This window comes from Enterobacter genomosp. S (assembly GCF_001631805.1).
In the GTDB taxonomy this organism is placed as follows: Bacteria; Pseudomonadota; Gammaproteobacteria; order Enterobacterales; family Enterobacteriaceae; genus Enterobacter; species Enterobacter quasihormaechei.
Genome location: NZ_LVVA01000019.1, coordinates 71,665 through 85,512, shown reverse-complemented (window position 1 = coordinate 85,512; position 13,848 = coordinate 71,665). Strand labels below are relative to the sequence as shown.

The window sequence follows — 13,848 nt, the reverse complement described above, 5'->3', positions numbered from 1 at the left end:
TCAATTCCCAAACATCAGTGCGGTGAGCACAAAATCCAGACCTAAAACGGCCAGCGACGAATGTACGACAGTACGCGTCGTTGCGCGGCTAATGCCCGCCGACGTCGGAATGGCATCGTAACCATTAAACAACGCAATCCAGGTAACCGTCACAGCGAAAACCACGCTCTTGATCAGACAGTTCACCAAATCCATCCGCAGATCGATGGCGTCCTGCATGGCGGACCAGAAGAACCCGGCATCAATGCCTTTCCAGTTGACGCCGACCAGCGCGCCGCCCCAGATACCGACCGCCACAAAGAGGATAGTCAGTAACGGTAAGGAGATAACCCCGGCCCAGAAGCGCGGTGAGATCACCCGGCGCAGCGGATCGACCGCCATCATCTCCATGCTGGAAAGCTGCTCGGTGGCGCGCATCAGGCCAATTTCCGCCGTCAGTGCTGACCCGGCACGCCCGGCGAACAGCAGCGCGGCAACCACCGGCCCGAGCTCACGCAGCAGCGAGAGCGCCACCAGCATGCCAAGGCTGGTTTCCGCGCTGTAGGTTGTCAGCACCAGATACCCCTGCAACCCCAGCACCATGCCGATAAACAGCCCCGACACGATGATGATAAGCATCGACAGTACGCCGACGTTATAAAGCTGCCGCACCAGTAACGGCGCATGCTTGCGGAACTCCGGTTTGCCAACCAGCGCGTTGAACAACATTAATCCGGCACGCCCGAACGTACTGATGGTTTTTAGGCCACGGTGTCCAAGACCCGCCAACGCATTTAACAGCATGAGTGGCTTAACTCCCTATTCCCAGTAAATCGTCATGATAGTCGCCTGCCGGATAGCGGAAAGGCACCGGCCCATCTGCGATACCGTCCAGGAACTGCCGCACGCGCGGATCGCCATTCTCCTGCAACGCCTGAGCGCTGCCGTGGGCGACGATCTTTTTGTCAGCCACAATATAGGCGTAATCAGCAATGCTCAGCACTTCCGGCACGTCGTGGGAAACCACCACGCAGGTGACGCCAAGGGCGCTGTTCAGTTCTGAAATGAGCTTCACCAGTACGCCCATAGTGATAGGGTCCTGCCCGACGAACGGTTCGTCGAACATGATTAAATCCGGTTCAAGGGCGATAGCACGCGCCAGCGCGGCACGGCGCGCCATTCCGCCGGAGAGTTCGGACGGCATAAGTTTCGCCGCCCCCCGCAACCCCACGGCTTCGAGTTTCATCATCACCGTGCTGTGCAACAGCGCAGGAGGAAGATGGGTGTGCTCACGCAGCGGATAGGCCACGTTGTCAAATACGTTCATATCGGTGAACAGCGCACCTGACTGAAAGAGCATGCTCATTCGTTTGCGAACCGTGTAGAGGCGCGAGCGAGACATCTCCGGGACGTTTTCACCGTCGAAGAGAATTTCGCCGCTGTCAGGGGGGATTTGCCCGCCGATAAGACGCAGCAACGTCGTTTTACCGATCCCTGACGGCCCCATGATGGCGGTGATTTTACCGCGCGGCACAGTCACCGAAATATCATCAAATATCACCCGGCTGCCGCGAGAAAAACTGACGCCCCGGACATCGACTATATTCGCCATCGTTTGGCTCATTTATGGTTCCTTACTTACCTTGCTTCACGGCTGGCATGAAGCGTAAATCAGCCCTAAACCCCGCATTTTTACAGAATATTCACTATTGGGGTTAGCTAAAGCTGGCATTTGTTTTACTTTTCCGGCGCATAAAGTCAAAATTAGGAATTCGTCACGTCTCAGACTTCATCTGGCGCCAGAATCCGTGCGCAGTGGACCAGCGAGTATACCTGAAGAAAGGACTTTTGATGCTTTTAGCAACAGCACTGTTAATAATTGGTTTACTGTTGGTGGTCTACAGTGCTGACCGTTTGGTCTTTGCCGCATCCATTCTTTGTCGACTCATTGGCATGCCGCCCATCATTATCGGGATGACGGTGGTCAGTGTAGGCACATCGCTTCCTGAAATCATTGTTTCTGTTTCAGCCTCGCTGCATGGTCAGGTCGACCTCGCTATCGGCACCGCGATTGGCTCTAACATCGTCAATATCTTACTGATTTTAGGCTTAGCCGCATTGCTGCATCCATTTCGCGTCCATTCTGATGTTTTGCGCCGCGAATTGCCGCTAATGTTAGTCGTTAGCCTGCTGGCTGGCTACGTGCTTTACGACGGGGTGCTGAGCATTGATGACGGTATATTCCTGCTCGCCCTGGCCGGGATCTGGTTGCTTTACAGCGTGAAAATCGCACGTCTGGCGGAAAAACAGGGCAACGATAGCCTCACGCGTGAGCATCTCGCCGAGCTGCCCAGGGAAGGCACCTTACCCGTCGCCTTGCTGTGGCTGGGCGTCGCGCTGATCATCATGCCGATGGCCACGCGGATGGTCGTCGATAACGCGACGGTGCTGGCGAACGCGTTTGCGATGAGCGAACTGACTATCGGTTTGACGGTCATCGCCATCGGCACCAGCCTGCCAGAGCTGGCCACCGCCATCGCCGGGGCGCGTAAAGGGGAAGATGATATCGCCATCGGCAATATCATTGGCTCTAATATTTTCAATATCGCGATCGTGACAGGGCTGCCGGCGCTGATCTCGCCGGGGCCGTTTAACCCCATGGTCTTCACGCGCGATTACGGTGTGATGCTGCTGGTCAGCGTCATTTTCGCCCTGCTCTGCTGGCGGCGAAAAGAGCAGATCGGAAAAGTTGCAGGCGCGCTGCTGACGGGTGGATTTATCGTATGGCTGGCGATGCTGTACTGGCTCTCGCCACTTCTCTCTGGGTAAACGGAAACGCATTATGTCGCAAATAGAATTGCAGCCGGGTTTTGACTTTCAGAAAGCAGGCAAAGACGTTCTGGAGATTGAACGTGAAGGTCTGGCGCAGTTAGATCAGTACATTAATCAGGATTTTAGTCTGGCCTGTGAGAAGATGTTCTACTGTGCCGGTAAAGTCGTGGTGATGGGGATGGGCAAGTCTGGCCATATCGGGCGCAAAATGGCGGCGACCTTTGCCAGCACCGGCACCTCGTCCTTCTTCGTTCATCCGGGTGAAGCCGCGCACGGTGACCTCGGGATGGTTACGCCGCAGGACGTGGTTATTGCGCTGTCTAACTCCGGGGAATCGAATGAAATTCTGGCGTTAATCCCGGTGCTGAAGCGCCTGCACGTCCCGCTGATTTGCATGACCAGCCGCCCGGAAAGCAGCATGGCGCGGGCGGCAGATATTCACCTGTGCGTGAAGGTGCCGAAAGAAGCCTGTCCGCTGGGACTGGCGCCGACCTCCAGCACCACCGCCGCGCTGGTGATGGGCGATGCCCTTGCCGTTGCGCTGCTGGAAGCCCGCGGTTTTACGCCTGAGGATTTCGCCCTGTCTCACCCCGGCGGCGCGCTCGGACGCAAACTGCTGCTGCGGGTTAACGATATTATGCACACCGGGGATGAAATCCCGCACGTCAGCAAAGAGGCTTCTCTGCGCGACGCGTTGCTGGAAATCACCCGCAAAAACCTGGGCATGACGGTCATCTGTGACGACTTAATGAAGATTCAGGGCATTTTCACCGACGGTGACCTGCGCCGGGTGTTCGATATGGGTGTGGATGTCCGAACGCTGGGCATCGCGGATGTGATGACGCCAGGCGGGATCCGCGTCCGTCCGGGCACGCTGGCGGTCGATGTGCTGAACCTGATGCAGTCCCGTCATATTACCTCAGTGATGGTTGCCGATGGCGACCAACTGCTGGGTGTGGTACATATGCATGATCTGCTGCGCGCAGGCGTAGTGTAATGAAGGATAAGACAATGAGTAATGCGGGTGCATCCCTTGCAACCTGTTATGGCCCGGTAAGCGCCCAGATGATGGCAAAGGCGGAAACTATCCGCCTGCTGATCCTCGATGTAGACGGCGTACTTTCTGACGGTCTGATTTATATGGGCAATAACGGCGAAGAGCTGAAAGCCTTTAACGTTCGCGACGGTTACGGCATCCGCTGTGCGCTCACGTCCGGTATTGAAGTTGCAATCATCACCGGGCGGAAAGCTAAACTGGTAGAAGATCGGTGTGAAACGCTGGGCATTACGCATCTCTATCAGGGACAGTCTGATAAGATGGTAGCCTTCCGGGATTTGCTGGGAAAACTGGCCATTGCGCCAGAGAATGTGGCGTACGTCGGGGATGATTTGATCGACTGGCCAGTGATGGCGGAGGTGGGTCTGAGCATTGCCGTGGCTGACGCGCACCCGCTGCTGATCCCGCGTGCTGATTACGTTACCCATATTCACGGTGGCCGCGGTGCCGTGCGTGAAGTCTGCGATCTGCTTCTGCTGGCGCAGGGCAAGCTTGATGAGGCGAAAGGGCAATCGATATGAGTAAAACCAGACGTTGGGTTATCATTCTGCTTTCGCTTGTCGTCCTGATCCTGATTGGCGTGAACCTCGCTGACCGCGATGATACGCAAACGGAAGTGGTCAACACGAGCGACCCGACCTACAAAAGCGATCGCAGCGATACCGTGGTCTATAGCCCGGAAGGCGCACTGAACTATCGCCTGATTGCTCAGCATGTCGAATATTTTTCAGATGACGGTGTTTCGTGGTTTACCCAGCCGGTGCTGACCACCTTTGATACCGACAAAGTGCCGACGTGGTCGATCAAGTCTGACCGGGCAAAACTGACAAATGACCGTATGCTTTATCTGTATGGTCACGTTGAGGTCAACGCCCTGACCGCTGACGCTCAACTGCGCAAAATTACGACCGATAACGCCCAGATCAACCTGGTCACCCAGGATGTCACGTCGCAGGATTTAGTCACCCTGTATGGCACAACATTTAATTCCAGCGGTTTAAGAATGCGCGGGAACTTACGCAGCAAAAACGCCGAGCTGATTGAAAAGGTTAGAACCTCCTATGAAATTCAAAACAAACAAACTCAGCCTTAAAGTTGTTATCGCCAGCGCGCTGCTGGCGGCCAGTCTTCCCGCGCTTGCTGTGACTGGCGACACCGAACAGCCGATTCATATCGAATCTGATACGCAGTCTCTGGATATGCAGGGTAACGTCGTTACCTTTACCGGCAACGTCGTCGTGACCCAGGGCACCATCAAAATCAATGCCGACAAAGTGGTCGTTACCCGTCCGGGCGGCGAACAGGGCAAAGAGATTATTGATGGTTATGGCAACCCGGCCACGTTCTACCAGATGCAGGACAACGGCAAGCCGGTAAAAGGCCATGCCTCGCATATGCACTACGAACTGGCGAAGGATCTGGTCATCCTGACCGGTAATGCTTACCTGGAACAGCTGGACAGTAACATCAAAGGCGACAAGATCACCTATCTGGTGAAAGAGCAGAAAATGCAGGCCTCCAGCGAAAAAGGTAAACGCGTCACTACCGTGCTTGTGCCTTCGCAGTTGCAGGACAAGAACAACGGTCAGGCTCCGGCACAGAAAAAGAGTAACTAATTCGTTATGGCAACATTAACTGCAAAAAACCTCGCGAAAGCGTACAAGGGCCGCCGCGTCGTCGAAGATGTCAGTCTGACCGTCAACTCCGGCGAAATCGTGGGCTTGCTTGGCCCTAACGGTGCGGGTAAAACTACAACCTTCTACATGGTGGTGGGCATTGTCCCGCGTGACGCTGGCAACATCATCATTGATGATGAAGACATCAGCCTGCTGCCGCTGCATGCCCGCGCGCGTCGTGGCATCGGCTACCTGCCGCAGGAAGCGTCTATCTTCCGCCGCTTAAGCGTGTTCGATAACCTGATGGCCGTGCTCCAGATCCGTGACGATCTGACCAGCGAGCAGCGCACCGACCGCGCGAACGAGCTGATGGAAGAGTTTCATATTGAACACCTTCGCGACAGCCTCGGTCAGGCGCTGTCCGGCGGTGAACGCCGCCGCGTTGAGATTGCGCGCGCGCTGGCAGCAAATCCGAAATTTATCCTGCTGGATGAACCGTTTGCGGGCGTTGACCCGATTTCGGTTATCGATATCAAACGTATCATTGAGCATCTGCGCGACAGCGGGCTTGGCGTACTGATCACGGACCACAACGTACGCGAAACGCTGGCCGTGTGTGAACGCGCCTACATTGTGAGCCAGGGCCATCTGATTGCCCACGGTACGCCGCAGCAAATCCTCGAAGATGAGCATGTTAAGCGCGTGTACCTTGGGGAAGACTTCAGACTCTGATAGGGTAGAGGTTAAGTCACGCCGAACCGGAGAAAAACGCGCTGAACATGAAGCAAGGTTTGCAATTACGGCTCAGCCAGCAACTGGCCATGACGCCGCAGCTACAACAGGCCATCCGTCTGTTGCAGTTGTCCACGTTAGAACTCCAGCAGGAGCTCCAGCAGGCGCTGGACAGCAATCCGCTGCTGGAGCAAACCGATCTTCATGACGAGGTAGATACCCAGCAAACGCAGGACACGGAAACGCTCGACACCGCCGATGCGCTCGAACAAAAAGAGATGCCAGACGAGCTGCCGCTGGATGCCAGCTGGGATGAAATCTACACCGCAGGAACGCCTTCCGGCACGCGCGCGGACTATCAGGACGACGAACTGCCGGTCTATCAGGGCGAAACCACCCAGTCGCTTCAGGACTACCTGATGTGGCAGGTGGAGCTGACGCCTTTCTCGGATACCGATCGCGCGATTGCCACCTCGATTGTCGATGCCGTTGACGACACGGGCTATTTGACCGTGACGCTGGACGATATTCTGGAAAGCATCGGCGATGACGACATTGAGATGGAAGAGATCGAAGCCGTCCTCAAGCGCGTCCAGCGTTTCGACCCGATTGGCGTCGCCGCGAGAGATCTGCGCGACTGCCTGCTGATCCAGCTTTCGCAGTTTGCCAAAGAGACACCGTGGATTGACGAAGCCCGGCTCATCATCAGCGATCATCTGGATCTGTTGGCGAATCACGATTTCCGCACCCTGATGCGCGTCACGCGCCTCAAAGAAGAGGTGCTGAAGGAAGCCGTGAATCTGATCCAGTCACTTGATCCGCGTCCGGGACAGTCGATCCAGACCAGCGAACCGGAATATGTCATTCCTGATGTGCTGGTGAGAAAGCACAACGGCCGCTGGGTCGTTGAACTGAACGCCGACAGCCTTCCTCGCCTGCAAATCAACCAGCAATATGCCTCCATGTGCACCAGCGCACGTAACGACGCCGATAATCAATACATTCGCAGCAACCTTCAGGAAGCACGATGGTTGATTAAGAGCCTGGAGAGCCGAAATGACACGCTGCTGCGCGTCAGCCGCTGTATTGTCGAACAGCAGCAGGCGTTCTTTGAACAGGGCGAAGAGTTTATGAAACCGATGGTGCTGGCAGACATCGCCCAGGCCGTCGAGATGCATGAATCAACCATTTCCCGCGTAACTACGCAGAAGTACCTGCACAGCCCGCGCGGTATTTTTGAGCTTAAGTATTTCTTCTCCAGCCACGTGAATACCGAAGGCGGCGGCGAAGCCTCGTCAACGGCCATTCGCGCACTGGTGAAGAAGTTGATCGCCGCGGAGAACCCCGCGAAGCCACTCAGTGACAGTAAGTTAACCACCATGCTGTCCGATCAGGGTATTATGGTGGCACGCCGTACTGTTGCGAAGTATCGAGAGTCTTTATCCATTCCGCCGTCTAACCAGCGTAAACAACTGGTTTGACACAACCGATAAGGAAGACACTATGCAGCTCAATATCACCGGACATAACGTCGAGATTACTGAGGCCTTACGCGATTTTGTGAACACTAAGTTCGCAAAACTCGAGCAGTATTTCGAAAGGATCAATCAGGTCTATGTTGTGTTGAAAGTGGAGAAAGTGACGCATATCTCGGATGCGACTCTGCACGTCAACGGAGGGGAACTCCATGCCAGTGCGGAAGGGCAAGACATGTACGCGGCTATCGACGGCTTGATTGATAAGCTTGCGAGACAGCTCAATAAACATAAAGATAAACTGAAACAACACTAATTGTCCGGGCAGTTAACGGGTGCAGGACGGCCTGTTGTGAGACACAACAGGCCATTTGTACGGTTAGCGCTTAGGTGAAATTATGATAAACAACGATTCCGCTCTACAACTGAGCAATGTCCTTAACCAGGATTGTACCCGCAGTGGCGTTCACTGCCAGAGCAAAAAACGTGCGCTGGAAATTATCAGTGAACTGGCCGCAAAACAGCTGGGTCTGCCGCCGCAGATCGTGTTTGAAGCCATTCTGACCCGTGAAAAAATGGGCAGTACCGGCATCGGCAACGGCATTGCGATCCCGCATGGCAAGCTGGAAGAAGATACGCTGCGTGCCGTGGGGGTGTTTGTGCAACTGGAAACGCCTATCGCTTTTGACGCCATCGATAACCAGCCTGTGGATCTGCTCTTCGCGCTGCTGGTTCCTGCCGATCAGACCAAAACCCATCTGCACACGCTGTCGCTGGTGGCCAAACGTCTGGCGGACAAAACCATTTGTCGTCGACTGCGCTCAGCCCAAAGTGATGAAGAGCTTTATCAAATTATCACTGAAGCAGAAGGCAATCAGGATGAGGCATAATCGGGAGAAGGCCTTCAGAACGGCTGCCCTGAGGAGAAACGGAACATGGTGCTGATGATCGTCAGCGGTCGTTCGGGGTCCGGGAAGTCCGTGGCCCTGCGTGCGCTGGAAGACATGGGATTTTACTGTGTAGATAACCTGCCGGTAGTGTTGTTACCCGATCTGGCGCGGACGCTTGCGGACCGGCAAATCTCTGCCGCCGTCAGTATTGACGTGCGCAACATGCCGGAATCGCCGGAAATCTTCGAGCAGGCAATGAACAATCTGCCGGAGTGTTTTTCACCGCAGCTTTTGTTCCTTGACGCTGACCGCAACACGCTGATCCGCCGCTACAGCGATACCCGTCGTTTGCATCCGCTCTCCAGTAAAAATCTGTCGCTGGAAAGCGCCATTGATAAAGAAAGCGATCTGCTTGAGCCGCTGCGTTCCCGCGCCGACCTGATTGTCGACACCTCTGAAATGTCCGTCCACGAGCTGGCGGAAATGCTGCGTACTCGCTTGCTCGGCAAGCGCGAGCGCGAACTGACGATGGTGTTTGAATCCTTCGGCTTTAAGCACGGCATTCCTATCGATGCGGATTACGTTTTTGATGTGCGTTTCCTGCCGAACCCACACTGGGATCCGAAACTGCGTCCGATGACCGGTCTGGATAAGCCCGTGGCGGCGTTCCTTGACCGACACACAGAAGTACATAATTTTATCTACCAGACGCGAAGCTACCTTGAGCTATGGTTACCTATGCTGGAAACAAACAATCGCAGCTACCTGACGGTGGCGATTGGCTGTACCGGCGGTAAACATCGTTCGGTCTATATTGCCGAACAGCTGGCCGATTACTTCCGCTCACGCGGGAAGAACGTTCAGTCCCGTCATCGCACGCTGGAAAAACGCAAAACATGACCGTAAAACAGACCGTCGAAATCACCAACAAGCTGGGCATGCATGCGCGCCCGGCGATGAAGCTGTTTGAACTGATGCAGGGTTTTGATGCTGAGGTGCTGCTGCGCAACGACGAGGGAACCGAGGCAGAAGCCAACAGCGTGATTGCGCTGCTGATGCTGGATTCTGCCAAAGGACGCCAGATTGAAGTCGAAGCGACCGGCCCGCAGGAAGAAGAAGCGCTGGCCGCGGTGATTGCCCTGTTTAATGCCGGGTTTGACGAAGACTAACGTTCGCTACGTCGGCGGGTGGCGCAACGCTTACCCGCCCTACATAAGATGATTTCGCTCCATAAACCCTTCCCCACCCAGCTGACGCATCTGGCGCATGATCCACGCCTGGCGGCTTCGCACGTAGCCTGACGGCGCGCTGGCCTTGAAACGCAGAGGGTTCGGCAGCACGGCGGCAAGCAGCGCCGCTTCGGACATACTCAGCCTGCTGGCGGGCTTGCCGAAATAACGTTGCGATGCCGCTTCGACGCCAAACACGCCATCCCCAAACTCCGCGATATTCAGATAGACGGTCAAAATGCGTTTTTTGCTCCACACCGTCTCGACGCCCAGCGTCAGCCCGGCCTCCAGACCTTTCCTCACCCAGCTGCGACCGTCCCATAAGAACAGGTTTTTTACCGTCTGCTGGGACAGCGTCGACGCGCCGCGCACGCGGTTTTCATGACGCTCGTTATGATCCAGCGCCTTCTCGATAGCCGCCACGTCAAAACCCCAGTGCTCGGGGAATTTCTGATCTTCTGCCGCAATGACCGCCAGCCCCATCCACGGGGAGATGTCATCCATGCCGACCCAGTCTGAGTGGGCAACGTAGCCGAAATCACCTGAAAGCCAGGCGCTAATCTGCCGCTCTGCCATCACGGCGGAGAACGGGACGGGCAGGATGCTGAACAGCGCAATGCCTCCGCCCCAGAAAACGGCCAGCACAAGCACAATACGCAGCAGGATCCGTTTTAACCACCCGCCTGGGGATAATTTACGACTCATTCGGTAAGAACCAGCACTCTGTCCACCAGCTTTTCAATGCCGGCGGCAGCCTCAGCGATGTTCTGCGCCAGCATGTACGCCGGCGTGGTGATGATTTTGTTGTCCTCATCCACCACAATGTCGTCGACCGGGCATGGCACGTGCTCGCCGCCCATATCCTCGATAATTTCAGCGGTATCAATGTCGGTTCCGATCGTGAGCCGCAGCGGGAAATCAAAAATTTTCGGCAGCATGGCTGGCGCAATGCAGATAAAGCCCTGCGGCTTACCCGCCGCATGCATCGCCAGCGATAGCGCTTTTAAGTCGGGATCGACCTGACACGCAGCCCCATCAGTGGCAAACGTGCTCAGGTTTTTCGCCGCGCCAAAGCCGCCCGGCACGATGAGCGCATCAAGTTCAGCGGCATCGGCCTGTGCCAGCGGATGAATATCGCCACGCACAATACGCGCCGCTTCAATCAGCACGTTACGGCTTTCCGCCATTGGCTCGCCGGTAAGATGATTCATTACGTCTGCTTGAGTTTTATCCGGCGCGAAGCAGATAACGTCTGCCCCCTGGCGCGATAATGCCAGCAGCGTTAATACGGCTTCATGTATCTCTGAACCATCGTAAACGCCACATCCGCTCAGCACGACACCCACTTTCTTCATTCTGACGATCCTTCTAAGCAACTCGCCGAAGCACATTAAAAATTCTGATTAAAACGCTATGCTTCACACATTTCACTGATTCATGTAACAAACTGTTTAAGATTTGCTATCTTATCTGCGTGCGGCCTCAATTTTCAGGCGGCGTCCATGCGAAAACAACCCATAAAAATCAGGCGCAGCCACGATTTCCCTGGTGTTGGCGCAGTATTCGCGCACCCCGGTATAGCCGGGGTCATTTTTTTCTGGATTCCACCCAGGCTTTCAGCACCGCCACATCGTTCTGCCACTCCTGCTTCATCTCTTCAACCCAGTCACCCACGTTATCTTCCCACGCAGGTAAATCAGGCGACTGAATCTGTTGGCCCAGCTGCTGGAGATGGCGTAACCCGACGGAGCCAGCCGCGCCCTTGATTTTATGTCCCTCTTCGACGATGCCCTTCTGATCACGCGCCGTCAGGTTAGATTCGAGCACGTTCAGATAGCCCGGCATCATTTTTTCGAACACGGCCAGACCGTCGGTGATCAGTTTTGGTCCCACCAGATCGATATACTGCTCCAGCATGGCGGTATCGAGTATCGTTTGGGCTTTGGCGCTATCAACAGACGTCATGGTGCTCTCCTCTTCATCACAGGTATCCCAGAACTTCTTGATCATCGCCGTCAGGGCGGGTACCGCCAGCGGCTTGCTGAGCACATCGTCCATACCGGCCTCGAGGTACTCTTTTTTATCTTTCAGCACGTTTGCGGTCAGCGCCACCAGCGGCGGCAGCTCGTCAGGGGCGTACTTGCGCGTCAGCTCGCGGGAGATATCCAGCCCGGTCATGTCCGGTAGCTGAATATCAAGCAGCACCAGGTCGTACTCGCCCGGCGTGAACATCTCCAGCGCGGCTTTGCCGGTCATTGCCACATCCACGCTGTTGCCGAGTTTTTCCAGTACCGACCGGGCGACAATAACGTTCAGCTCAATATCTTCCACCAGCAGAACGTGCAGGGCCGGCAGTGGCATATCGTCGTTCTCGAACGTATCTTCCACTTCTTCAGCGACGGCAGGCGCGTGTACGGTAAGGGTAAAGGTTGAGCCTTTACCCGGCTGGCTGGCAACGGTGATATCCCCGCCCATACTTTTCGCCAGGCGTTTCGACACCGCCAGGCCAATGCCCGTACCCGTTGCCGGTTTACCGCCGTGGCTGTCTTTAACCTGATAATACATGGCGAAGATCTTGTCCTGCTCCTCCTGAGGAATGCCGATACCCGAGTCCTCAACTTCAAAGTGCAGCATGTCCCCTTCGTCATAGCGAATGCGCACCGCAACCTGCCCCTTCTGGGTAAACTTCACGGCGTTGCTGATGAGGTTCCACAGGATCTGACGCAGCCGCGTGCCGTCCGTCACCACTTTATGCGGCAGCGGCAGAGTTGGCTCCATCACGAAGCTCAACCCTTTTTGCTGGGCCTGCAAACCTGACAGGTTCTCCAGGTCCGCAAGGAAGCCGGTAAAATCAACCGGCTGGTTGTCAAGCTGGACCTTACGGCGCTCCATCTTATCCATATCGATAATATCGTTGAAGATATTGCCCAGCGTGACCGCCGAAACGTGGATCGTTTTGAGGTATTTTTCCTGCTCGCTGGTCAGGTCGGTATCCAGCAGAATGCGGCTCAATCCCACAATGCCGTTAAGCGGCGTACGAAGCTCATGGCTAATGGTGGAGATGAAGGTGGTCTTGTCACGGCTGGCGCGCTCCAGCGCATCCTGATAGCGCTTACGCTCGGTGATATCGCGGCCAAAGCCCATCAGACCATGACGTTTACCCACCCGATCGTAATAAGGCACTTTGCGGATCTCAAAGCAGGCTTTACGCCCATCGGGGTAGTCCAGCCACTGCTCGTAGGTCAGCGAGACGTTGTGGCGGAAGACTTTTTCATCCGTCTCCATCACTTTTGCCGCCGCCTCTTCGGAGTAGACGTCCTGCGGCTTCAGGTGGATCAGCTGCTTTTCGCTTTTCCCGGTCAACAGCTCCATGGCCCGGTTACAGCCGGAAAACTCTTTATCTTCGTTACGGTAGAACACCAGATCCGGCGACGCATCGAGGAACGAGCGCAGGAAAGAGGATTGCTGTTCAAGCTGGATCTGCGTGACTTCACGCTCTTTCATCTCAATTTTGAGTTGCTCCAGCGTGGTCTGGCGCTCGGCTTCCGCCTTTTCACGGTCTGAAATTTCCTGATTCAGCTGGGCAATATTGTCCTTGAGCTGGACGTTGAGCTTGAGATCGCGTTCACGCATCTCTTCCAGCTTATCCACCAGCTTTGATAAACGCTGTCGGGACTCCTCCAGTTGCTCAACCACCACGGAGAGGAAATAGACCGCCCACGGGGTAATCAGCAGGCCAAAGAAAATAGAGCGGATGACGTCGATGCTCTCGACCTGGCCATGCAGAACCATGGTGACGGCCATTTGCACGACGATGGCCAGAACGACCAGCGCCAGCGCCAGCAGCATGGAAAAACGCACCAGCCCGAGCTTCATCATCAGATCGACGTAGTACTGGGCCAGCATTCGAATTTGCTTCATAGAGGATCCCTTCACGACTTTATCGCTCAATAATACTCAAATTCACGGCGAGGCGTTGCAGGTTGTGAGAAAAAGTGCGGAGTGAAACAGGAGATTAGCCTCGCCCCCGAGCAACCG

At 55.4% G+C, this 13,848-nt stretch carries 16 protein-coding genes; 11 read left to right on the top strand and 5 right to left on the bottom strand.

Annotated features, from left to right (window positions below):
• Both mlaE and mlaF read right to left on the bottom strand, forming a co-directional pair.
• The gene (mlaE, locus tag A3466_RS13890; RefSeq protein ID WP_003861848.1) at nt 1-783 is read right to left on the bottom strand and encodes a lipid asymmetry maintenance ABC transporter permease subunit MlaE; all 783 of its coding nucleotides are present in this window, start codon (nt 781-783) and stop codon (nt 1-3) included.
• 7 nt (nt 784-790) lie between these two features.
• Nucleotides 791-1,603 (bottom strand): phospholipid ABC transporter ATP-binding protein MlaF, encoded by an 813-nt coding sequence (mlaF, locus tag A3466_RS13885; protein WP_063451034.1) that lies wholly within the window; start codon nt 1,601-1,603, stop codon nt 791-793.
• A gap of 227 nt (nt 1,604-1,830) precedes the next feature.
• On the opposite strand from mlaF, the gene A3466_RS13880 reads away from it, so the two are divergent.
• The 11 genes from A3466_RS13880 to npr all read left to right on the top strand — a co-directional run bounded on the left by A3466_RS13880 (nt 1,831) and on the right by npr (nt 9,750).
• Nucleotides 1,831-2,808: a calcium/sodium antiporter gene (locus A3466_RS13880; RefSeq protein ID WP_063451033.1), complete on the top strand. Its 978-nt coding sequence runs from the start codon at nt 1,831-1,833 to the stop codon at nt 2,806-2,808.
• 13 nt (nt 2,809-2,821) lie between these two features.
• Nucleotides 2,822-3,808, top strand: coding sequence for an arabinose-5-phosphate isomerase KdsD (gene kdsD / locus A3466_RS13875; RefSeq protein ID WP_003861853.1), 987 nt, complete (start codon nt 2,822-2,824; stop codon nt 3,806-3,808).
• Nucleotides 3,809-3,822: 14 nt separating this feature from the next.
• Nucleotides 3,823-4,389: a 3-deoxy-manno-octulosonate-8-phosphatase KdsC gene (kdsC, locus tag A3466_RS13870; protein WP_063451032.1), complete on the top strand. Its 567-nt coding sequence runs from the start codon at nt 3,823-3,825 to the stop codon at nt 4,387-4,389.
• Nucleotides 4,386-4,961, top strand: coding sequence for an LPS export ABC transporter periplasmic protein LptC (gene lptC / locus A3466_RS13865; protein ID WP_063451031.1), 576 nt, complete (start codon nt 4,386-4,388; stop codon nt 4,959-4,961). Before kdsC ends, lptC begins: the two co-directional genes overlap by 4 nt.
• Complete coding sequence (gene lptA, locus A3466_RS13860; protein ID WP_063451030.1) at nt 4,930-5,484, top strand: lipopolysaccharide ABC transporter substrate-binding protein LptA; 555 nt, start codon at nt 4,930-4,932, stop codon at nt 5,482-5,484. The genes lptC and lptA overlap by 32 nt, the downstream gene beginning before the upstream one ends.
• A 6-nt stretch (nt 5,485-5,490) precedes the next feature.
• Nucleotides 5,491-6,216 (top strand): LPS export ABC transporter ATP-binding protein, encoded by a 726-nt coding sequence (gene lptB, locus A3466_RS13855; RefSeq protein ID WP_003861862.1) that lies wholly within the window; start codon nt 5,491-5,493, stop codon nt 6,214-6,216.
• A 47-nt stretch (nt 6,217-6,263) separates the two neighbouring features.
• Nucleotides 6,264-7,697, top strand: a complete 1,434-nt coding sequence (gene rpoN / locus A3466_RS13850; RefSeq protein WP_063451029.1) for an RNA polymerase factor sigma-54 — start codon at nt 6,264-6,266, stop codon at nt 7,695-7,697.
• A 22-nt stretch (nt 7,698-7,719) separates the two neighbouring features.
• Nucleotides 7,720-8,007, top strand: coding sequence for a ribosome hibernation promoting factor (hpf, locus tag A3466_RS13845; protein WP_003861866.1), 288 nt, complete (start codon nt 7,720-7,722; stop codon nt 8,005-8,007).
• 82 nt (nt 8,008-8,089) lie between these two features.
• Nucleotides 8,090-8,581 (top strand): PTS IIA-like nitrogen regulatory protein PtsN, encoded by a 492-nt coding sequence (gene ptsN / locus A3466_RS13840; protein ID WP_003861869.1) that lies wholly within the window; start codon nt 8,090-8,092, stop codon nt 8,579-8,581.
• Nucleotides 8,582-8,626: 45 nt separating this feature from the next.
• On the top strand, nt 8,627-9,481 hold the full coding sequence (gene rapZ, locus A3466_RS13835) for an RNase adapter RapZ (protein ID WP_063451028.1): 855 nt from the start codon (nt 8,627-8,629) through the stop codon (nt 9,479-9,481).
• Entirely contained in the window at nt 9,478-9,750 is a 273-nt protein-coding gene (gene npr, locus A3466_RS13830) for a PTS phosphocarrier protein NPr (protein WP_003861872.1), read from the top strand. The genes rapZ and npr overlap by 4 nt, the downstream gene beginning before the upstream one ends.
• 39 nt (nt 9,751-9,789) lie before the next feature.
• On the opposite strand, the gene mtgA is transcribed toward npr, so the two are convergent.
• The 3 genes from mtgA to arcB all read right to left on the bottom strand — a co-directional run bounded on the left by mtgA (nt 9,790) and on the right by arcB (nt 13,731).
• A complete protein-coding gene (mtgA, locus tag A3466_RS13825) occupies nt 9,790-10,515 on the bottom strand; it encodes a monofunctional biosynthetic peptidoglycan transglycosylase (RefSeq protein ID WP_063451027.1) in 726 nt (241 codons plus the stop codon).
• Nucleotides 10,512-11,165 (bottom strand): isoprenoid biosynthesis glyoxalase ElbB, encoded by a 654-nt coding sequence (gene elbB / locus A3466_RS13820; RefSeq protein ID WP_063451026.1) that lies wholly within the window; start codon nt 11,163-11,165, stop codon nt 10,512-10,514. The genes mtgA and elbB overlap by 4 nt, the downstream gene beginning before the upstream one ends.
• Nucleotides 11,166-11,397: 232 nt before the next feature.
• On the bottom strand, nt 11,398-13,731 hold the full coding sequence (arcB, locus tag A3466_RS13815) for an aerobic respiration two-component sensor histidine kinase ArcB (protein ID WP_063451025.1): 2,334 nt from the start codon (nt 13,729-13,731) through the stop codon (nt 11,398-11,400).
• Between the last annotated feature and the right edge of the window lie 117 nt (nt 13,732-13,848).